This is a genomic window from Marinobacter sp. LQ44 (genome assembly GCF_001447155.2).
Classification (GTDB): Bacteria; Pseudomonadota; Gammaproteobacteria; order Pseudomonadales; family Oleiphilaceae; genus Marinobacter.
The window spans coordinates 4024264-4045796 of sequence record NZ_CP014754.1 but is presented as its reverse complement, the minus strand read 5'-3'; the positions used below and the strand labels follow the sequence as shown (position 1 = coordinate 4045796).

Annotated in this window: 19 protein-coding genes; 10 read left to right on the top strand and 9 right to left on the bottom strand. The window is 55.0% G+C overall.

Translation table 11 applies throughout. The annotated features are described in order from the left end of the window. Positions 1-45: 45 nt before the first annotated feature. The 4 genes from ASQ50_RS18525 to ASQ50_RS18510 are packed head-to-tail and all read left to right on the top strand — an operon-like array spanning position 46 to position 6737. A complete protein-coding gene (locus ASQ50_RS18525; protein ID WP_058091385.1) occupies positions 46-1542 on the top strand; it encodes a DUF3375 domain-containing protein in 1497 nt (498 codons plus the stop codon). Between the two features lie 5 nt (positions 1543-1547). Next, complete coding sequence (locus ASQ50_RS18520) at positions 1548-2288, top strand: DUF4194 domain-containing protein (protein WP_082888518.1); 741 nt, start codon at positions 1548-1550, stop codon at positions 2286-2288. Beyond that, positions 2285-5608, top strand: a complete 3324-nt coding sequence (locus tag ASQ50_RS18515) for an ATP-binding protein (RefSeq protein WP_058091384.1) — start codon at positions 2285-2287, stop codon at positions 5606-5608. The genes ASQ50_RS18520 and ASQ50_RS18515 overlap by 4 nt, the downstream gene beginning before the upstream one ends. After that, complete coding sequence (locus ASQ50_RS18510) at positions 5592-6737, top strand: Wadjet anti-phage system protein JetD domain-containing protein (protein WP_058091383.1); 1146 nt, start codon at positions 5592-5594, stop codon at positions 6735-6737. Before ASQ50_RS18515 ends, ASQ50_RS18510 begins: the two co-directional genes overlap by 17 nt. A gap of 178 nt (positions 6738-6915) precedes the next feature. Here the strand turns inward: ASQ50_RS18510 and ASQ50_RS18505 are convergent, their stop codons facing one another. The 4 genes from ASQ50_RS18505 to ASQ50_RS18490 all read right to left on the bottom strand — a co-directional run bounded on the left by ASQ50_RS18505 (position 6916) and on the right by ASQ50_RS18490 (position 10005). Then, positions 6916-7458 carry a YqiA/YcfP family alpha/beta fold hydrolase gene (locus ASQ50_RS18505; RefSeq protein ID WP_197492702.1) on the bottom strand — a complete coding sequence of 181 codons (543 nt, stop codon included), beginning with the start codon at positions 7456-7458 and terminating at the stop codon, positions 6916-6918. A 157-nt stretch (positions 7459-7615) separates the two neighbouring features. Continuing rightward, entirely contained in the window at positions 7616-8569 is a 954-nt protein-coding gene (locus tag ASQ50_RS18500) for a TraI domain-containing protein (protein ID WP_058091381.1), read from the bottom strand. Then, a complete protein-coding gene (locus ASQ50_RS18495) occupies positions 8556-9779 on the bottom strand; it encodes a tyrosine-type recombinase/integrase (RefSeq protein WP_058091380.1) in 1224 nt (407 codons plus the stop codon). Before ASQ50_RS18495 ends, ASQ50_RS18500 begins: the two co-directional genes overlap by 14 nt. Then, entirely contained in the window at positions 9772-10005 is a 234-nt protein-coding gene (locus ASQ50_RS18490) for a hypothetical protein (RefSeq protein ID WP_008170356.1), read from the bottom strand. The genes ASQ50_RS18495 and ASQ50_RS18490 overlap by 8 nt, the downstream gene beginning before the upstream one ends. 128 nt (positions 10006-10133) lie before the next feature. Between ASQ50_RS18490 and ASQ50_RS18485 the strand changes: the two genes are divergently transcribed. Both ASQ50_RS18485 and ASQ50_RS18480 read left to right on the top strand, forming a co-directional pair. Continuing rightward, positions 10134-10391, top strand: coding sequence for a helix-turn-helix domain-containing protein (locus ASQ50_RS18485; protein ID WP_058091379.1), 258 nt, complete (start codon positions 10134-10136; stop codon positions 10389-10391). A gap of 331 nt (positions 10392-10722) precedes the next feature. Then, a complete protein-coding gene (locus ASQ50_RS18480) occupies positions 10723-16248 on the top strand; it encodes a site-specific integrase (protein ID WP_058091378.1) in 5526 nt (1841 codons plus the stop codon). Here ASQ50_RS18480 and ASQ50_RS18475 read toward each other — a convergent pair. Then, a complete protein-coding gene (locus ASQ50_RS18475; protein ID WP_058091377.1) occupies positions 16226-17086 on the bottom strand; it encodes a hypothetical protein in 861 nt (286 codons plus the stop codon). The genes ASQ50_RS18480 and ASQ50_RS18475 overlap by 23 nt on opposite strands. 264 nt (positions 17087-17350) lie before the next feature. Between ASQ50_RS18475 and ASQ50_RS18470 the strand changes: the two genes are divergently transcribed. Further along, a complete protein-coding gene (locus ASQ50_RS18470; protein WP_058091376.1) occupies positions 17351-17602 on the top strand; it encodes a hypothetical protein in 252 nt (83 codons plus the stop codon). 159 nt (positions 17603-17761) lie between these two features. Here ASQ50_RS18470 and ASQ50_RS18465 read toward each other — a convergent pair whose 3' ends face one another. Genes ASQ50_RS18465 through ASQ50_RS18450 form a run of 4 tightly spaced genes read right to left on the bottom strand, consistent with a single transcriptional unit; the run spans position 17762 to position 19738 of the window. Further along, the gene (locus ASQ50_RS18465) at positions 17762-18229 is read right to left on the bottom strand and encodes a nucleotidyltransferase domain-containing protein (protein ID WP_082888517.1); all 468 of its coding nucleotides are present in this window, start codon (positions 18227-18229) and stop codon (positions 17762-17764) included. Positions 18230-18233: 4 nt separating this feature from the next. Continuing rightward, the gene (locus ASQ50_RS18460) at positions 18234-18473 is read right to left on the bottom strand and encodes a hypothetical protein (protein ID WP_058091375.1); all 240 of its coding nucleotides are present in this window, start codon (positions 18471-18473) and stop codon (positions 18234-18236) included. Between the two features lie 30 nt (positions 18474-18503). Beyond that, entirely contained in the window at positions 18504-19136 is a 633-nt protein-coding gene (locus tag ASQ50_RS18455; RefSeq protein ID WP_068351597.1) for a metallophosphatase domain-containing protein, read from the bottom strand. Next, positions 19133-19738 (bottom strand): 3'-5' exonuclease, encoded by a 606-nt coding sequence (locus ASQ50_RS18450; RefSeq protein ID WP_068351525.1) that lies wholly within the window; start codon positions 19736-19738, stop codon positions 19133-19135. Before ASQ50_RS18450 ends, ASQ50_RS18455 begins: the two co-directional genes overlap by 4 nt. 264 nt (positions 19739-20002) lie before the next feature. Here ASQ50_RS18450 and ASQ50_RS18445 point away from each other — a divergent pair, with 264 nt between their 5' ends. The 3 genes from ASQ50_RS18445 (at position 20003) to ASQ50_RS18435 (ending at position 21533) form a co-directional block, all read left to right on the top strand. Then, positions 20003-20245 carry a hypothetical protein gene (locus tag ASQ50_RS18445; protein ID WP_068351522.1) on the top strand — a complete coding sequence of 81 codons (243 nt, stop codon included), beginning with the start codon at positions 20003-20005 and terminating at the stop codon, positions 20243-20245. Continuing rightward, positions 20242-21096: a metallophosphoesterase family protein gene (locus ASQ50_RS18440; protein WP_068351594.1), complete on the top strand. Its 855-nt coding sequence runs from the start codon at positions 20242-20244 to the stop codon at positions 21094-21096. The genes ASQ50_RS18445 and ASQ50_RS18440 overlap by 4 nt, the downstream gene beginning before the upstream one ends. A gap of 101 nt (positions 21097-21197) precedes the next feature. Then, positions 21198-21533, top strand: coding sequence for a HipA N-terminal domain-containing protein (locus ASQ50_RS18435; protein ID WP_058092321.1), 336 nt, complete (start codon positions 21198-21200; stop codon positions 21531-21533).

Sequence of the window (21533 nt, the reverse complement as noted above, 5' to 3'; positions counted from 1 at the left end):
GCCCCGCTTGCACGCACCCGTTATCCGGATAAAAGCACATTGCCCATGGACGAACAAACCCACCTGAGAACCCGCTCCTATTTAGTAGCCCGACACCAGAACCCTGCCTGGAAGCTTCTCTCGGCGACCCGCGGGCCTCTGGTACTCAGTTGCCTGCAGGCACTAGTGGAACAAAACCGGGAAGAAATCCTGTTCGAGGATGCCCAGCAAATGCTGACCGATATCCTGCGCGAGCACGCCAACAGCGATGACCTGGATCTGTCAACCGACGATCCGGCCGCCGATGCCAGGAAAGAACTACGTTCCTGGATTCGCAAGGGGCTCATCGTCGAGCGGGACGGGCGGCTGGTGGCGACCGATGCCCTGCAAAAAGCCCTGGTGTTCGTGGAGGGCCTGGACGAGAAAATCATGACGTCCACCGCGTCGCGCCTAGCCACCGTGCAGCGGGAGATTGAAAACCTGGAAACCCGCCTTAACCCGAATGCACAAAGCCGTGCCGACCATATACGACGCAAGATCAAAGACCTGGAGCACGAACTGGCTGAGGTGGAGGCTGGGCGATTCAAGGTGCTGCAAGGCGCAGAAGCGGCAGAAGGCATCCGCGAAGTCTACAACCTCGCCACCAGCCTGCGGGCTGACTTCCGCCGGGTGGAAGACTCCTACCGGGAGGCGGATCGGCAGTTGCGCCAGTCCATTGTCAGCGAACAGCATCACCGAGGTGAAATCGTCGACCGCCTGCTGGACGGCCACGACACGCTGCTGGAAACCGCCGAGGGCAAGGTTTTCCACAACTTCAACGAGCAGCTCAGCCGGTCCACCGAGCTGGACAACATGAAACACCGGCTGCGGACCATCCTGAAGAATCCGGCAACCCGCCACGCCCTGTCCCGGCAACAACAGGACGAGTTGCGATGGCTGGTAATCCGTCTGATCCAGGAATCTGCTGCCGTTATCCGCGCCCGGGCCCGCAGCGAAAAAGACGTCAAAGGCTTCCTCAAAACCGGGCTCGCCGCAGAGAACCACAGGGTGGGCGAGCTGCTCAATGGCATACTGAACACCGCCCTTAACATCGACTGGTCCAGCCATAAGGTCCGCAAGGGCGACACGCCCCTGCCTCCCATCGCTGTGGCGGTTTCCAGTCTGCCACTGGTTGAGCGCCTGCGATTCAAGTCCGCCAAGGAAGAGCAGGCACAAGGCCTGGAACTCACCGACCAGGGCGTCAACCTCGAAGAGGTCGACGAAGAGTTCTGGCGTGCCTTTGATGGCCTCGACCGGGAAGCCCTGTACCAGGAAACCGTGGAACTGCTGAAAGTCACCGACCGCCCCATGAGCATCGGCGACCTGGCCACTCACCTGCCGCCGACCCACGACCTGGAAACTATCGCCCTGTGGCTGGCCATGGCCCGTGAGGCAGAGGTGGAAATCACCGACGACCGAGAAGCTGTGGATATCACTGACAGCAACGGGTACAAACTGCGCTTTCACGTGCCGCAACTGACGCTGACCCGGCAAGCCGCAGAATCCATCGACTGGGAGCTGTAAACCCTATGTCTGACTATTTTGACCGCCTGACAAGCCAGGCAGAAAACCAACAAGCCCTGGACGAGCCGCAACAGAGCCCCCAGGCCCTGGATCATGTCGATGAACAGGCGGCTGCCGAGGCTGGCCACTACACACCTGGCAATGTCAAAGCAACCGCCCAGGAGCTGCTCAAGTTCGGATTGCTGGAAGCCGACCGCAAACCCAACCTCTACCAAATTGCCATCACCCAGACTGCGGCAATCAATGAGATCCTGGAACCCTTCGACCTGCGCCTGAAAGTGGACGACGTGCGTGGGCTGGCTTTCCTTGTCGTTTCCGAACAGCTGTTCAGCGAAGGCGAAGAAAACGACGACGAGTGGTCCCATCCGCTGGTGCGCCGCCAGCGCTTGACCATGGAGCAATCCCTGTTAGTGGCCATACTGCGCCAGCACTTTATCGCCCACGAACAGGAAGCCGGACTTGGCGCCGGAGAAGCCACAGTGGAACTGGATGAGCTACTGCCGCAACTGCAGCTTTACCTGGGCGACACCGGCAGCGACACCCGCGACCAGAAGCGCCTGCGCAGCCTGCTGGACAACCTGAAGAACCACGGCATCGTCTCGGACACCGACGCCAACGACCAAGTGGTCATTCGCCCGATCATCACCCACCTGGCGAACCCGGAAAATCTGCAGAACCTGCTACATCATTTCCGGCAACTGGCCGGCCAACCCACCCCGCAAGACGCTGACGGAGAGGATGTATGAGCCAGCCCCAGACCGACCTCTTTGCCGCTGAGATGCTGCCGCCCACGGCCTATATCCTGACCCACCTGGACCTCTACAACTGGGGCCCCTTCGGTGGACGGCATTGCGCCGAGATTGACCCGAAAGGCACCGCTATTATCGGCCCCACTGGCAGTGGCAAGACCACCCTGGTGGACGCGTTGATGACCCTGCTGACGCACCAGCCCCGGTACAACCTGGCGTCCACCGGCGGCCATGAAAGCGACCGTGACCTGATTTCCTATATCCGGGGTGTATCCGGTGCCGGTAACAACAGCGGCGACAACAGCCATATCGCACGCCCCGGAAAAACCGTAACCGCCATTAGCGCCCGTTTCGCCAACGGCGACAAGGCCATTCGTATCGGCGCCCTGTTCTGGATCGATGGAAGCAGCTCCGCCGCCAGCGACCTGAAACGCCTGTGGCTGTTTTCAGAACAGGACGACCAGAGTCTGGACACCTGGCTGGCCATTCACCACGAGGGTGCCGCCCGGGAGCTCAAACAACATGCCAAGGATAACCCCGGCTTACAGGCCAACGACAGCAAAAAAGCCTATCTAGCCCAGGTACGGCGCTTTTTCGAAGTGGGGGAAAATGCCTTCACCCTGCTCAACCGTGCCGCCGGCCTCAAGCAACTAAACAGCATCGACGAAATCTTCCGCGAGCTGGTGCTGGACGATCACTCTGCCTTTGACCGGGCCGCCGAGGTGGCCAGCGAGTTCGACGACTTGGCAGCGATCCACAGCGAACTGGAAACGGCCCGCAAGCAACACCAGTCTCTGCTGCCCATTGCTGAAACCTACGAAAAGCATCAGAGCGCCACGAACGAACTGGATCAGCAGTTATTGCTGAAAGACATCCTGCCAATCTGGTTTGCGCAAACCGGTTACGAGTTATGGAACGGACGCAAACAGGACCTGGAACGACAGCTTGATGAGGGCAAAGAAACTTTCGAATCATTGGGCATCACGGTTGCGCAACTTAACAGCAAAGCCGACACCCTGAAAGACATTTACCTGCAGGCCGGTGGAGCGAGCATAGAGCAGCTAAAGGATCAGATCTCCCAACAGAAACGATGGACAGAAGAGCGCGATCGCCACGCCAGGGATTATCAGACCCTGACCGGCAAGCTTGATCTGGACAGTACACTGAGCCCCGAAGCACTGGCCCGGAACCGGCAGCTGAGCGAGGAAAAGCTGCGTGAACTGTCCGAACTTGCGGAGGCGCAAGACGAATCCCTGCTCGATCTGCGCCTTCGTCACGGCAAGCTCAACGAAACCCTGACCGAACTCAGCGAAGAAATCGACCGCATTAAGGCTCGTCCCGGCTCCAACATCGACGGACGTTACCAGGAATTCCGCAGCGAACTGGCAGAGGCCCTGAACCTGGACGAAGACAGCCTGCCCTTCGTGGCAGAGCTGGTGGAAGTCAAAGCTGAAGAACGTGACTGGCGTGGCGCCGTCGAACGGGCCATCGGCGGGCACCGGCTGCGCCTGCTGGTACCGCCGGCAGCCATGCAATCAGCCTTGGACAGGATCAACAACCGAGACAACCGGCTTCACGTGCGACTGCTGGAGGCCCAGACACCCCAGTCTCCGGCACAGTTCATGGATGACGGGTTCACCCGCAAGCTGAACTTCAAGGACCACGCCCACCGGGAAGCCCTCAAACAGTTGCTGGCTGGCATCGACCGCCACTGCGTGGACTCCCCCGAAACCCTGCGCCAGACACCCCATGGCATGACCCGGCAGGGGCTGATGTCCGGCAAGAAAGGCCATTTTGAAAAGCGGGACAACCAGCGGCTCGACAAGGGCTGGATGACGGGATTCAATAACCGTGACCGACTCGCTGCGCTCAACAACGAGCTGAGCGAAACCCGTAAAGAAGCGGGCGCTCTGGAGCAGCAACTCAAAGCCGCCCGCAAAAATCTCAGAGACACACAGGATCAGATAAAACTCTACGAACTACTTGGCGATACCGAATTCAACGCCATCGACCTGCCCTGCGCACAGCGTGAACTGGATGCCCTGCAAAGCCGGCTGGAGGCACTGACCGCACCCGACTCGGATGTGGAGAAAGCCCGGCGGGAATTCGAAACTGTCAGCCAGCAACTGGAAGAAAGCCGGAAACAACTGTCAAAGCAGGAAACCAACCAGGCCCTGCTTGAGGAAAAGCGCAACCAGGCCACGGCCCGCTGCACGGAACTGCTGGACCGGATTGGCGAAGGCCTCACGGACGACCAGCAAAGCCTGGCCGCCAAGCACTTCCGAACCCCGAAACCCGATCAGTATGAACGCCTGGAAGCCCTGGAACGGGGCCAGCGCGAGCAACTGGACAAAACCATCGGCAAACTGGGCAAGCAGATCCAGGGTTACGAACTCAGCCTGACCCAACTGATGGAAAAGGCGCTCACCATTGATACCGGGGCGCTGATTGAAACCGGCAGCAACATTCAGGACATCCCGGAATACCTGGAACGCCTGCGGGTACTGGAAGAAGAAGCCCTGCCCCAGAAGCTGGAACGCTTCCTCAGCTACCTGAACCAGTCATCGGATCAGGGGGTCACCCAGCTGCTGGCCCATATCCAGAACCAGGTGGCCATCATTGAAGAGCGGATCGCCGACCTGAACGCCACCCTGCGGCGGGTAGACTTCCAACCTGGCCGCTACCTGCGCCTGGAACCCCGCCGGGTTACCCATGAATCCCTGCGTCGGCTGGAGCGCGCACAGCGGCAGCTACGGGCAGATGCCCTGAAAGACGACCAGGGCGAAAGCCATTTTAAGGCGCTGCAGGCCATGGTGGCCCTGCTGCGGGACGCGGCAGACAACAAGCGCACCGTGGGCGCCCGGGCCCTGCTGGATCCACGCTACCGGCTGCAGTTCGAAGTGTCGGTGTTGGACCGGGAATCCGGCACGGTAATCGAAACCCGTACCGGCTCCCAGGGTGGCAGCGGTGGCGAGAAGGAAATCATCGCCAGTTACATCCTCACCGCTTCGCTAAGCTATGCGCTATGCCCCGACGGTGCTACCCAGCCTCTGTTCGGCACCATCGTGCTGGACGAAGCTTTCTCCAAGAGTTCCCACGCCGTGGCCGGGCGAATCATTTCGGCACTGAATGAATTTGGCCTGCATCCACTATTCGTCACGCCCAACAAGGAGATGCGACTGCTACGGGCCCACACCCGCTCGGCCATTCTGGTCCACCGCAAAGACCTGCGGGCTACCCTCACCTCCTTGAGCTGGGAAGAACTGGAAGCCCACGCGGAGAAAATGACCCGGAAAGCCCATGAAGTCCCCGGCTGAACTGGCAAGCCGCCTGGCCCGGCAATGGCAGAATGCGGACCTGCGGGAACAGCGTCTTTTGCGGCCGGAGAGCTGGCCGCTCACCCTGCCCATCGGCAAGCCCACCGGGGCAGCGGTCCGGGATAAAATCGGGCAAGTGCGGGAACATCTGCGGCAATGGCGGGAAGTGACGATCGGGCAGGTCCAGTGGCAGCCGGTCCGCTTCCAGAGCACCAGCGAAGCCATCGACATCCCCACCCACTGGACACTGGAATCTCCCAGTCAATGGGTGCAGGCCACGCGGAGCATTGAAGTCAAGCGGGAGTACGACGCTCTGAGTCGCCTCGCCTCCGCCATGGACCCACGCTTTCACGCACTGATCATACGCCGGCGCAGCCTAGTTATGGATAAGCCAGAAAGCGACGTTGTTCGCAGTGGCGAGGTTGCCCTTCAACTCCAGCCTGGCTGCGCCGACGAAAAGCCCCTCAGGGCACTGTCTATTGCCGGCACTGACAGCAAGTTTTTTGAGCGCAACCGCCAGCTCGTTACGCTGATGCTGGACATCCTGTTCGACGGTCAGGCCAGCGAAACCGGGCTGGAAGCCTTTCTGGGCGCTGAAGACGAAGGCCACCACTGGTTACTGGTCACAGACTTGGACGGTACTCTGCTGCCCTTCTCACAAATGCGGGTCCGGGCCCGCGAGCTTCAAAGCACGCCTTTACCTGGCGAACGGCTAATTCTGGTTGAAAACGAACGCTGCCTTCACCAGTTACCCAGGCTCTCCGATACGGTCGCGGTACTCGGCTCGGGGCTGAACCTATCCTGGCTCAACGCAACATGGCTAAAAGACCGGGCGACCGCCTATTGGGGCGACATCGACACCTGGGGACTGACCATGCTGGCCAGAGCCCGGAAACACCTTCCGCTTCTCACACCACTACTTATGGACGGGGTTACCTTCGACACGTTTGCAGGCGCACGTAGTGTTGAAGAACCACAGCCAGCCACTTCAATCGTTCCGGCAGGATTGACCAAAAGCGAGGCTGAGCTTTACCAACGGCTTAAACAGTCAGATCGGGGCCGGCTGGAGCAGGAGTTTCTGCCGGCAGGTATCGTTCATAGGGCCATCGGTGACTGGGCCGACCGCTGATCAATGGTATGAAGCCACTTATTGAGCCAAGGCAACACGCACCCGCGCTCTTTGACAACGCCAGCGGCTGGGTTACGGTAATGGGAATATAATGCGCGGCGGCGCCCTGACGCATTCGGCTGCATCGATACCGAGTGAGAAGCAGTTACCGTGCTTTTAATCCGACGCTTCCAAAATTTTAATTTTCGACATGCTGCCGAATCAGCTTCAATGCGTCTTCCATGTGCTCAAACCGGTGACTGCCGCCCTCAAAGCTATGAACCGGAAAATAATCCCCAAGCGCCCTGACGGTGTCTTTCCACGGAAGCAATTCATCCCCTTGATCCAGCAGCACTAACCCGCTGCCATATTGGGTGAAATGGTAGTAGCTAGAAACCACTTCGTCTGTCAGTTGATAGGCCTGGCCCTGATGATCGACACCCTGCCCTATCCAAGGCTTGAGACTATGAGCAGGATCCGTCACCGGATTGATGGCGACAAACGGAATACCAGATTCGGCTCCCAGAATACCCACGAGCCATCCTCCCAATGACGTCCCAACCAGAAGGTCCGGGTTCACTTGCATCAGCTTGTCGAGGCTCTCTTCGATAACGTCTTCCGAGCTTTGGGCATAGTCGATGTCGTGACCATAGACAGGGCCAAGCCTGGCGAGCGTTTTGAGTTTGTCGCTGGTGATATCGAAGCGGCTGGCAAAGCCGTGGAGGTAGTAGATTTTCAACATACCCTTCGCTCGGGACGCTATATTTTTCCTGACCTTAGCACCGTTGGAGAGTAAATGCCTGCTCCATAGCCTAAGTGCTGTCCTCACGCACCGCGGGACAAAGAAAAGGGGTGTGGCCGCAACGTGCTCCCCCCCCTCACTGCCGTTCTCATCCGCTTCATCCATGAGCTTCTATCGATGGCCGCCAATACATGTTGTTTCCGAGCCGCCCAAAACCGATTGGCTGACGCTTTCGGTAGGCCTTCCGCTGATTGTCAGCCATGGCACTCTGGGCATCGGCGTCCCGAACATAGCGGGCAAGCGTCATCGCAGGGCTGACACCGTAGCGAGCACCGGGAGAGGCACAGGTCCATATGTGCCGGAGTGCAAGCGCCCTATCAGGGTCTACCTTGTCGAGGTAAGCCAGACCGTAGGCGCAAGCCTCCAGGGTCATGTCGGCGTGGTCGCACAACTTTGCGGTTGCTGTCGGCTTACCCAACGCATCATAAGTGTAGGTTTTGCCAATGTCGTGCAACAAGCCCGCAACGAATCCGAGCTCCTGAAGCTCCCGAGGCATCTCTGGTTCATTGGCCTCCGTCATGACCAGCACGTTCTTCGCAACCTCCAGCGAATGAGCCAGCAGCCCGCCGGGTTCGTTATGATGGTAATTGCTGCTCGCCGGAGCTTTCAGGAAAATCTCCAATCTGTCACGGCGCTCCAATACTCGCTTAATGAACACCTGTAATGGGGCTGACCGCAAAGAGCGTACCGCAGCCACCAGCTGGTCCAGCGCCTCCGGCTTCGGACAGAACGTCCGAGGTAACGTCTGCAGTGCCGGCAAGCCGGCAACGTCTGCCTGCAACGGGCGGCGTATATCGGTCAGCAGAATCTCACTTTCCTCGGCACCCACACACACCTGACCTTTGACCACGACCAGATCCATGTGGCCCAGATTCTCTGGAATCAAGATAGAGCCAATCACCGCGAGAACTACGATATCGCTGGCGCAGCTGCTTAGTCGGAGCTTCAGATACGGGATACCTTCATCATCAAAACAGGCGACACGCCCTGTCAGTCGGTAGGTGCCTTTGAGCGTTTCCTGGGTCAACGGGCACAGATCATTCAATTTCATCACCTGCCTCCTTATCGTTTTCAAGGACCCGGCTCTTGATCAGGCGCTCAAAGGCGCTGCCATCCATGCGAGTCAGGTTCGGGATATAGCGGGAATAAACTTTGAACAGCATTTCGGTGGAGGAATGGCCGAGAGTTCTGGCAACCCATTCCGGATTCTCCCCGGAGGCGAGGAGCAACGTCGCCGCCGTGTGCCGCGTCTGGTAGGGACGACGTTTCTTTAATTTGAGATGCTCCAGCAGCGGGTACCAGACACGCTTGGTCACATTGTTATGATCCAGAGGCTCTCCCAGCCGGTTACAAAATACGAACTTGCTGAGCTTGCCGGTGGCCTCGTACTGGGCCTTGAGCGCATCGTACACCGGGCCAAACATGGGTATTTCCCGCTGAGAGCCATCAGTTTTGGTGTACTCGGTCTGGCCATGAATGAGAGTTTCTCGCACCAGGATTTCCCGTTTTTCGAAATCCACACGCTCCCACTTGAGGCCGTCAACTTCCCCTGTGCGCATGCCTGTGTAGAAACGCACCAGGTAGTAGTTGCGGTAATCTTCCCTGACTGTTTCGAGGATCGTTTCTACCTCGTTCAGGGAGAAGGGCTCGATGTGTACCTTCTGCTGTTTCAGCGGCTTGATGTTCAGGTAGGGATTAGTGAAGTCAAACCGCTCCGCCGCCTCCGTCAGAATCATCCGCAGAATGGTCATGTGGCTGTTGATGGTTTTGGGTGACATCAAACCATTCGCCCCCCTTCCCTTCCGACGCGCCATCTTGTTACGCGCAGCCAGAATGTCTGGTTTGGAAATCTTGCCTACACGTTTATCTTTAAAAGCTGGCTTCAGAGAGCTGGCCAGAATGGATTCCACATTACGAGTGTGGGAGTTCCGCCACTGGATTTTCGATTCGAGAAACCACTGGTCAGCGAAGTCTGTGAACAAAGGAGTAGTAGACTCTGACGGACCAAGAACATCCTCACCATTTTTGGGAAGGACCCCAGCGTCCTCAAGCTTTTTGAGGTTTTTGCTTCCCGGAAAGAACTCGGCGTAGTCAAAATCCCCAACCAACATTTTGGCTTCCATTCGCTGGATCAATGTCTCCAGCTGTTTACGGTTGCGGGCGGTGTCACTCAATAGAGTCTGCTCCCTGCAGCGTATTCCTTGGTACCGGAAATCGATAAAGAGCTTCTTTGTATCGACTCGTGCTCGCACCTTAGCCATGACAAACACCTCCGCTCGCCATCGGGATGGCCAGATTATTCTGAGCCATGCTGAGCATGTCCTCCTCGATGATCTCCCAGATATAGAGAATCTTTCGGCCGCCAAATGGACGAATATAATGCTTGCCCTCGAGCAGGACACTGTCCTTCAGGCACTGACGGATAGTCCGGGGGTCGTACTTGATACGCTCAGAGAGCTCTTCGGTTGTCAGGTATGTGTTGTTCATGAGAACATCTCCACTCGCCAATCAATGATCAGTTGATAACTTTTGTTATCAACTGATCATCAATATACGCTCAATGGCGATAATTGCAAGTAGCGTTTGATACTTTTTTTTATCACAAGAGTAGAGAGATGATCCGCTTCCATTTAAAGGAATTGATTGCAGATAAGGAATTTGCCGAGAAGCGTCGAATCACTATCGGTGAAATTGCCAAGGAAACTGGCATCAACAGGATGACACTGTCGAAGATCATCAATCATCCTGGCCACAGCACAGTGACTGACAACATTGATAAGCTTTGCACTTATTTCAACTGTTCTGTTGAGCAGTTAATCACGCACATCAAGGAAGTCTCGGACGAGCCTGAAGGACTTGAAAGAGAACAGTAACGCTGATTTCTGGGTGTGGGGACAGGAGCAAATACCCCGTGCCCCCAGAAGACCGACGGTCAAAAGTGAAGCGGGGCCAGATTATCCAAATCGGAAATTGGCACGCAAAGGGCACGGTGAGGGCACGGAGAAAATTTCAGAATCAGAAAGCAAAAAAGGCAGACCAGTAACCTACTGATCTGCCTTTCTCTTATATGGTAGCGGGGGCTGGAGGTTATGAGAAGGACAGCGATAGCGACTTATAAATAGTCGCTAAAATACCTAAGATTGCATTAAATCACATGATAAGTGATGATTGCTCATAATTTCGCCATGGCATTAAGAGCAATCAATGACAAAAGAAGTGGCGCAGGATTGGCACAGATCTTCGGTGGCTGTTGCGGACAATATGACCTTAAGGCTCGGAGAGCGCTTTGGTGACCTGTGTCATTGGGCGGTAGATCAAGGACTGGAGTTTCCGGTCGAGCTGAGTTTCCACATCCTAGGCTTAGACGAGTTCACGGTTGGCTTTGAAAACCTGGTGCAGGAGTTACGGCATCCTGAATCCGAGTCCATCCTCTCAGACTGGTCATTCAACCCAGTTGTCCACGAGCTGAAGAAATTCGCTGACGGGTTTGCCTCTGATTCAAGGTTACCCAAACTCTACCCCAGCATTGGGCACGGCGGGGGTGCTAAGAGGAACAAGCGACAGTTCAAAGATCTCGCAAGCCGAACTTTTTTGTTGAGCTTGATTGTTAACCCGCTGGCCGCTAACACGGATGAAGAAGTCTTTTGTAATCGACGGCGCTTGCGTATCTGGCTCATTGGTCAAGCAGCGATTCGGCTCATTGATTTTGATTGTGTTGCAGATACCTCCGTTAGCAGTGCGGCCAGGTTCTTACAAGCCGACTCGCTCGACAGTCGTTGGGCATTGATTGACGAGTTACTGGGTAGAACAAAGAAGCTGATCGGCTCCGCTCCAAATTCCTTTGAGAACTTCACCTCTGCAATGGAGAATGCGGCAGGTGTGATGAGGGAAGTAAAATCTCGCCCGAAAAGCCATAACGAATTTCTCAATGCGATACTCTCCATCGCGAGCGGCTCGTATCACCAAATCGAATCGCGAACTTCAGCAAAAACCACTGCGATTCCCCTTCATTTAAGACCCAAGCCCTCCCCGATTGATGAGTTGCCGTTCGAGTCTGGAGACTCGACGTACAGTGTTATCCCCTCGGTTTCTGATGACGATGAGGGCGAAACCTTTTCGTACGTCACCGAAGTTGATCCAACGGATAGTGCGGCCCAGCAAACTCTCAGCTCCGGAAGTGTGTTCATGCAGACGATGGAGCTGGCCCATTATCTGCCGTGGACCTGGGATAGCCTTTTGCCTCCTGAGGTTCAGTTGGTCGAGTCCTGGGTTGAGCGCACATTGCAAACGATGGACAGGAGAGACCGGTTTGGCGGTGTTCTGGTTTGGGCAGCCATGCAGTTATCTCGGTCACTTCAGCTGGTTGAGCGAATACCAATTGGAACCGAGATGACCGATGAATGGAGTCTGAGCCCAGACTTCATGTTTCTGAAGCGGCGATCGCCGAGACGCCACAGTGCGTGGCGTCCTGATGAGGTTAGTCGGAATCTCGTCGAGCCATTCCGTGACGATCTAACCATCATCGTTCCAGAAAGGATTAAGCAGTCCCTGGAGTGGGTGGTTGATGCCAACGAGTCTAGTACGGAGCTAACCCTAGGGGCGGTTTGGAGTAGGCTGTCGGAGATCAAGCTGGAAACCTGGTTCAATGGCCAGGCTGAGAAGCACTTTCCTCGGGTCACCAGCGCAAAGTTGGCGCAATGCAAAGGTCAGCAGTTATTCGGTCGAAGCGGCGACTTCAGCTTTTCGAGGTTGTTGGCGTCACATCCGAGAAGCGCACTTCCGGGAGCTTGTAGCTACGCTACTTGGGACGTTAAAGCGATCGAAAAAGGCTTACAGCTAGAAGTAACGCAAGGGCCCAACGAGCAAGATTCCATTCATGTGATGGGAAGTCTTCTGGCCCCCCTTGAGTCGGTTCTGTCCGAGGAAATTCAGCAAGCCACGGAAAAGCTCGAGCAAGCAAGAGGACGAGGGCTTGTTTTTTATCACAATACGATGGCCCAGTACGTTGTAACGGCACTTTACGCTGCAAGCGGCGCCCGCCCGTTGAGGGATCCGTTTGAATCGATTAATCACTTCTCGTTTTCGCGCCAGTGCGTCTACATCAACGACAAGAATGATGACGGGCTTCATAACGGTCGTTTGGTGCCATTACCGCAGGCTGCGATGGAGTTGCTGACGCTCTATCTTAATCATCTGAACCACTTGAGTCAGGCTATCGGTACCCACCGCCCAGAGTTTGCGGAACAAATTGCTGAAACGGCCCAAAGACGTCCGGCCATGCCAAGCATACCGTTGTTCTTTCTTCTTGATGATCATCTTCGCTGGCACTCCATGGCTGATGCAGCTGATCTGGGTTGTTCGCTGTTCAACTGGGGGCTGCCCAATAACTTGTTTCGCCATAGGTATGCCCAGCGGCTATTGAAAGAAGGGGTTGACCCGGAAGTCATCGAAGGGTGGATGGGGCATGCGGAACGCGGGGCGGCAAGTTATGGTGATTTTTCCGCCCGATGTTGGGCAGAAGACGCTAAGAACTATCGCGAAGTGATTGAACAGGTGGTCCGTTCACTGCCATTTGCGCTTCCAGCATCAGTCCAGCAGCCTCCCCTGCTGTTTCTAGCCGAAACCCCACCAGGAAGCTATAGAGAGCCCGAAGTGTTTGGGCAGAGAGCCAGAGCCCGTGAGCGAAAGAAAAAACTCAAAGCCGCGATTCAACAAGCCCGTGCAGATATTGAGCTGATCCTGAATGGGCGATCACTCAACGAAATCCGTGATGACGAACTGGTCCGGCTGAGTAATCGGATGCTGCTGAGAGAAAACCACCTGCCGCACCCGCAGGCCAGTGTTCGTTTTCGGGTCTTTACCAAGCTCATGACACAACCCGAGCAAGAGACCGATTCTATAACTGAGCCCGAAGGTGGCGACCAGAAAGTACGGGATGGCGCGCTGGCCTCTGGCGCAGCAAGGCAGAAAATACTGAAAAAACGGATCATCAAGGTCAGCGATGAGCGATCATTGATGAGTCCAGACATTGCAGCGTCTCTGACGGTGTGTGACCGCTTGCAACACTGGGCTGAGTTAACAAACAGATCCTCTTACAAGGCGAAGCTGTCGAAAACCCGTGCCCTTTGCCTGGGCGCCGTGCTGTTGTCGGTGGAAAAGCGGCTCGGATACCAGCAGTTATTGCTCGATGTGATCAAGGGAGAGAATTTTCGTCTGATTCAACACAAGCGTCAGTATTTCTTTGAGTACAGCGAAACACTTACGTCCGATGATTTCGTCACGCCGGTTCAGAGGCTTGAGATCAGTTTTAAGGTCGCCAGCTTGCTGGCCCACGGGCGGGGTAAGAAGAACGGAGCCACTCTGCCGGCGCCCAAGGAGATAACCGAATTCAAGGGCCTGTTGGCGATCTATCATGACAACCATTCAGGTCATCCTGATCCATCAATGTTGGAACTGATTGACTGGCTGTGCAATGTCATCAATCAATCCAACCTAGCTGATATGCCTGGCATCGTTGCGGCAGCGTTGAGTGACCGCGCGCCACCCACCAGTGTTTCTCTATGGGATTTCGCCCGCATCCTTCATGACCGCGTTATTGATTTGCCAAGTGACGAGGCTCAGGCTGCCGAACTTCCGTCAAGACTTCCAACGCGCCTACGAGATCAGGAAACCGATAAGACTCGACTCCAGGAAAATGCCAAAACCTTCACTCAACTCGTTACGGCTGCGTTGAATGATTATGAGCCGAGACAGTCCAAAGCCCTTGAGTGCGATAAAAGTATTCAAACGATTTGCGAGAACTACCGCGGCTTGATCAGCCCGAGCATGATTCTCAGTGGTCTATGGATTGCCGATCATGCTCGGCGTGGAAAGGCTAAATGGCGAAAGAGATTTGATCCTTTCGCAAAGAACACGTTGACGACTTATTGGAGCTTGCTGTCCCCGGCCGTTCGGGGCTTGCTGTATGACGTTGATTTGGTGGGCCTCGACAGCGATGAGATCACGGAACTGTGCGCTGAAATGCTGGAGTACAAATCTCTAACATCCCGGTACACCGGAGCGTTCGGGAAAAGACTCAAGGATTTTTTTAATTGGGCCTCACGGTACGGCGTGGCCTCTCCTGAGTGGGGTGAGCTGGATATCGCCAGTGATTATCGGTCGGTGAGCCCTGGGCTGATCACTGAAACTGAGTACCAGGCTGCGCAACAGGTCATTCAGGAAGACTGTAATCTGAAGGTCGATGATAAGAGGATGCTGGGATTTGTTCTTCTCCTGACCTACCGATTTGGCTTGCGAGCCAAGGAGGCAATCAATCTATTGCGCAGAGATTGGTGCGAAGACGACCGATTCCGCTGGGTTTTGGTTCAAAATAATCAATACCGAAAACTGAAAAGCAAACCAAGCCGCCGCGCTGTGCCTTTGCTCTTCTCGCTGTCTGAGATCGAGCAGGATCTCATTGATAGTGTTCTGGCCCGCTATCAAACGATTGCCTGGCCAGAAACCAACCGGCCCATTCTCTGTGAAACCTCAGACAAAGGGGTTCCGGTGCTCACCAGTCTTGCGCCGCGGATATCCGAAGCGTTGATTCGTATTCTTCGCAGTGTAACGGGCAATCCCACACTGGTTCTTCATCACAGTCGCCACAGTTTTTACAACCGGATCGTTCCAGCGCTGTTCGGCCTCGATAGCCCTCTGTCGTATAAGCTGACGGACGCGCTCGATCATCCCGCCCTAAAACGTTTGATACTGGGTGAGGCGGTTGGCGTCTCACGTCGCAGTGCAATGGCAGCAGGCCGCTTGATGGGGCATCGCTTTCCGAGTACAGGGCTCAAAAATTACTGTCACCTGGTGACGGATTGGATCGATCAGTTGACTCCGGTTGTCCACCAGCGGACCCACAAACTATCCGGAGCTGTTCAAATCTCCGAACTGCCAACGAGACCGCCAACAGCATCTCCGGAGATGGTTACTGCGCTGGATTACCCGGCCCCTACTTTAGGTGCCCTCTTGAGAACGCTTCGGCTTGTGGGGTTGGGGCAACGCTACGAGCGGGCCGCAGAGCTCATGAAGATTCATCCTAACGTTCAGGCGCAGTTGAAGTCGGTCATCAACCTCGCAAATGATCGCATGAGGTTTAGTTCACCCACTGACAAAAACGTAAAACTGAAGGGTGAGGATTGTCCTAATGCTCTGCTGGAGACCCTTTCGGATCAAGCCTGGAGTAGATTGATCCATCACGCTGAGTCTTTAAGTGAAGAAAAGGTCCTTGGTTGGAGCGGTGTCTCGGCCGATTACCTGGATGAACTTCGCTACATGGTGAGCCCAAATCGCCAGCTGCTCATGTACCAGGCTTCACATTTCGCATTGGCAAAACACGTTACGGATTTGTTTCAAGTACCGAGTAGTCAATTTAAGGTTGTTGCAAAAAATGGACACGCGGAGATCATGACCGAAATGCGGGCTGCTGGTTTCGATGTGCATCCGGACTCCTCAATCAGATTCAACCTGGATGGCTTTCCAGTGTATATGAATGATCGACGCACGAATGCTCGCGTGACCGACTATGGCGGCCTGATACTCTCGCGATCTAAGACTGGAATTGTGCGCAATTCGTTTGAGCTCGCTCTGGCATTTCTCGCTGTCGGTGTACTGATCCAAATAGACCCCGGCACCATCAGTACCGCCCAGGGCGACAGTCAGTGGCGCTCTACAGCGCCAACTGACTGCTAGCGATTTTTGTCTGAACCTCCCCCTCGGTAACTGGCCGGATATCCTTCACGTAGCGTCTGACAACGCCTCTGAGGTCTTGTCTCTTGCACACGGTTACCTCAATAGCCTTGATGGGCGCGAGAAAAGCTTCAGCAGCGATGCGCAGCTGGTTTTCCTGTTCAGCGGTGTATGTGTCTGTGCGGTCCGTCTGAGGTTGCCCCATATCGTTGAGCTTCCGAAGAAAGATGGATAAATCGTCCGCTTTGATCCCATCGGATAGTGCCAGAAAAACCTCGTCACTCGAGTCTATGACCTCCGATAGGGCCGGTTTGATTTTGCCCTGAATGGGAAGTGATTGGAGACCTGAATTGGGAAACGAACACTCAAACGGTGCGGTGATTGTCTGATTTTTATGTTGTCGACGGTACTCTGTGGCTGCCGCCCCCACAAACTTGCGTTGCTGGGCGGTAAGATTGCTCGAGGGCGGTGAGAAAATATCCGCTCCGAACTCCAGAATTGACGAGGTAAACTCTAACAGTACCTGACGCAGCTGCTCTATCGTATAATCGCCGACGTGCCCTGATGCCGAGTTTACGAGGAGAAGGATAAAAAATGGGTCTGCCGGATCCCAAGCTTCTATTAAGCAGTCTTGGGATGTAAATGTCAGTTCGTTCTCCAACATGAACGTTTCGGCATAATCCTCAAATAACGCACGCACCCCTCCGAGGAAATTATCGAGCGCAGGATTTTTGGTGCGCTTCCGATTAATACTGTAAACATGATCTGAAAGTGGACTAAAGGCGCTGTTTTTTAGTCGGATGGACGTTATGATGCTTCCTAACGAATGAAGTTCCTGCATGCATGATCCTCAACATTGGTAAACTTGGGAACACTTTGAATTTTCGTCTGTGTATAGACTTTTAACACACGCAGTGAGCCCACTGAGGAGTGGACGGCCATACGCAGGCGTTCTTGTGTCGTTTTGGAAACTTTGGGGTTTTTCCGCACATTTTTATGGGATGTCGAACATCGAATGCAGCAATGTTGAACGGTGTCATTCCCAATCTGCTATGGATAAAACTGCTAAATTTGGGCGAAGATCAGGATTGAAGGCCTCCCTCCGATGGATGATCCCGCAGAGAAGACTGGCAACATCGAAAACTACATCCGGCATTTAGCCCGGCAGAATGGCGTGACTTATCAGCGACTACCTGATGACGACATTGCCACGGTTGCCACTCGCCTCACAGGCGACGAAGTTGTCACTGACGATGTTGAGGATCTGATTGTTGCTCTGCGCAGAGCCAACGTGATCAGTGGCGAGCAGATGGTGGAATTGCTAGGTCGTTATTTGCGAAACACCTACAGCTCCTGAGGAGTGGTTGGGTCCCATACAAACTTAAGCGGCGTTGTGCCTATTAAGGCCCGAATGGGGAATACTGCGATCGATCTTCTCGGACGCTCGTGTCCCATTTTACAAGAGCTCATTTTTCGTGGACGTGCCTTAAGAGAAGCCAGGAATTGTCGGCAGGTGTCATCTCTGCCAGAGAATAATGCCATCCCGTGCGACGGCATGAAGCAGTTCAGGATTGGAGTAGTTGTCTGGATTACACCACTCACTCTCCCAAACCGGCAGGGCCTGAATCAGAACGCCGGTTTCAGTGAGCACCTCAAACGCCAGGGCAGCCATCGCCAGCTTGGTATCTACGAAATCACCGGGCTGTCCAACCAGAATAACCGCTACGTCCGCGTCGCTTTCGTCGTGATAATCGCCTCGGGCTCGGCTGCCAAACAGGATCAGTTGAACGGCGTCGAACTGATCGGTCAGTTTGTCGCGAAACACCAGCACTGCATTCCGGATATCCACTTGGTCACCCATCACGGTTTGTTCCAGGCCAACCGAGAAGGCTTGGTCCCACTCCCGAACTACCTCTGGCATGGGCGCGTTAGGATCACACTGAGCTATGAGATCATCCAGGTGATAGGTCTTTTTCTCTGTCATGACGTCACCTCCGGTGGCCTCGGCGACCATGGATCACCACAGCTTTCAGCCTTTCGGTCTCTGTATTGGAGAACCGGTCCAGCGTCTGATATTCGCCATCCCACTCCTGAGCATGCCGGTAACGGACAATCTGTTCGGGGGTGAGCTCGACAATGTCATCAAAGCCGGTCTCGTAGCCCTCAACCAGCACCGGTGTTTCCGGCGGTAGCTTTTCTAGCTGTGCGATCAGTTCTTCGGCTGTCATATCACTTACCCCTATTCAACTTTGGCCACCTCAAAGATCAAAGACAATCGGCGCATTCCTCGGCTCATACCGTGCGTTGCAGGTGCTTGCATTGATCAACTTTGCTTGTCCCTGCTGGTATTCCCCGTAGCCTTCATGGATGTGGCCAAAAATGTGCACTTTGAGTGCAAGTTCCTGAATGCAGGCCAGTAGATCAGCACAACCAACGTTCTGGCTTTTGAACCCCATATTGGCTTCGTCACCAATGCCTCTGGGTGGCCCATGGGTGATCAGCACATCAGTATCGCCCGGAATGAGCCGCCATTTCTGGTTTAGCGGTTCGCCCCGCTCCAGCATAAACGCCCAATCCATGAACGTGGGTGTCCAGGGAGAACCCCAGAATCGGACACCTTCGATCTCGACTCCGCTGTCTTGCAGATAAATGGCGTTGGTCAGGGCTTGCCGTGCCAGTTCCGGGGTTTCCTGGAAGGCCCAGTCGTGATTCCCGGCAATCACGATCTTATGCCGGTGCGGCAGCGTTCCCAGCCAGTCGTTAAAATCTTCGATGTTCTCCAGCGTGCCTTGCCCTAGACAGTCACCCGCATGAATGAACACATCGCCGTCTGGGATCTCGGGGATTCGCCAGTGCAGACTGTGGGTATCTGATATGCAGACCAGCTTCATTCGGAGATCTCCGGTGGAGTTAACAGTTCGGACTCCAAAGACCAATCCATAAACGGTAACAGCCTCACGATATTGCGGGCATCGTCTACCCCGCGATGGTGGTTGCCCTCAAAGGTCAGGTCGTGGAATGCCAGGGCACTGCTCAGCCCGGTCTTTTTCTTCAGGCCCGTGGTACGGCGCCACAGTCTTTTGAGGTTCAAGTGTGGGTAGTTCAATGGCAAAGGCCTGGCATCGTCTAATTGACTTTGTGCCAACAGATGCAAGCGATCGTAATTCCCCCAGCTGCACCACAGGAAATCCTCCGACGGGCTTCCAAGCCATTCGTTCAGTAACTGAATTGCCCGTGGGAAATCCGGCGCCTCAACAACCATCGCCTGCGTGATGCTGGTGAGCTCCGTACAGAATCCACTGAGAACCCGGTATCGAGTGGGGCGCACCAGAAACGACTGGCTATCCAACACCTGCCCTTCCCGGGTGGCCAGCGCACATCCGAGCTCAATGATCTCCATGTTCTCGACGCTCTGTGGCTCGCCATCGGGCGTGCGCTGGTGGCCCCAACAGGTAGCTTCCAGATCGATCACGAGAAGGGTTTCAGGTTTCATCTCTCGGGCACTCGCACGGTGTGGCTGATTTTTGGGCCGTTGCCATCAGACATTTGTGAAGGCGTCACCCGACTTTAACCCAAGATGCCTCAAAAAAATCTCAAATACAATTGTATGCGTTGAGCATACTTGTTGATTTTATTGACTTTTTCAAAAAATCATTTGTAGATTTTTTTTGCCGGGCGGCCTATCGTTAAAGGAGCGTTTTCTGGCGCGCCCATCGTTGGCGAGAGACCGAAAAATGATTCCGGATGGAGATAAAGAATGGTCAAGCGGCTCACAGAGGGCGTATTGCTAAAAGGTCTGAATGCCCACACAGTTCATGCGGATGAGCTGGCTCAGCCCCTTGAGCAGGAGCTCACACCATTGGAAAAGCTCCGTGGGTCGGTGAAGAAGTATGACCACCCGACCGACCCTGTCTGGGATGAGTTCTTTGACAGTGAAGGCATCAGCGAGGATTTTATGGAGGATCGAGATCAACCGTCGAACCGAGAGCGTGATGAGTGAATAGCCAGTCGCGTCACGAAGGCTCGCTCGTCATTACGGGCATCGAGACCACACCCTTTCACGAACTGCCTTACCGAACCAGTGGCGCTCGGCAACCTCAACGATGCCGGCTGTCCTTCCACCGAGCCTTTGCAAACGGCATTCCGCCGGGCATTCGATCGTTGGTGTTCGTGTCGGATCTGCAGGGCCGCGAAATTGGGGGTGCCAATCGATTGCTTGGTGAGGTCGTCGCCGATGAACTCAACACCTTAGTGGAAACTGGCCAGACTCCGCGGCCGGACGCCATCTTCGTTTGTGGCGATCGTTATGACTACCCGGACTGCCATAAACGCGGCGGTTCTGGGCCCGTGGATGCAGTGTTTGAAGCATTTACCAAGGCGGCGTTACGCGTGGTCGGCGTTCTGGGCAACCATGATGAATTAACCGACCCCCAGCGGCTTTCAAATGCAGTCGATCTTCTTGATGGCGATGTTGTTGAGGATGTCTATGGGCTCACCGTTGGTGGCGTGTCCGGTATCGTTGGCGATCCACATCGCAGTCAACGAAGAAGCGCTGAGTCGTTCTTACAGGTGACGGAAAGTGTGACGGATAAAAAGCCCGATATCCTTCTGCTCCACCAAGGGCCAACCGACCCGAGTCGCCCGGACCGACGGGGAGATCACGATCTTGAGCTTTCCCTACGCTCTGGTTTTGAGGGCCTGACAGTGTTCGGCCATACACGATGGGAGGAGCCCTGGCTGATTCCGATGGGGGAGGGGCAAGTATTAAACGTGGACGGGAGAGTAGTTGTAGTGGTGCCAAACCAGGACACCGGTGAGCAAGAGCAGGACGAACGGTCTTCTAAAGCGTAAGGTCGATGACAAAGCAGCTGGCGTAGGCCTAGTCAAAAGAGCGGCCACGACAGTCGTAGATTAGAAATTTTTGGTTGTTCCGAAGAGATGGAGATACCCGCTTGCCCAACAACATCAATGCTACCGTGAAATTCCACGACCGTATCGCGGGTAAACTTTCGCGGCGGGGCGGACTTTTCACGTTTCAGTACGATCCAGAATTTCTTGCCGGCGCCTCGGAGCCACTGAGCCTGAGCCTTCCCCTTCAACTCGAGCCATTTGTATCTGACACGCTCCATGGTTTCTTTAGCGGTTTGATCAGTGAGGGCTGGCTCCGGCGGCTACAGTCTTTCTCACAAAAGATTGATGAAACCGACGAATTGCGACTGCTGGTCAACAATGGCCGTGATCTCTCGGGAGCTGTAACCATCGAACCGCTTGAGAACGCACTATCGTGA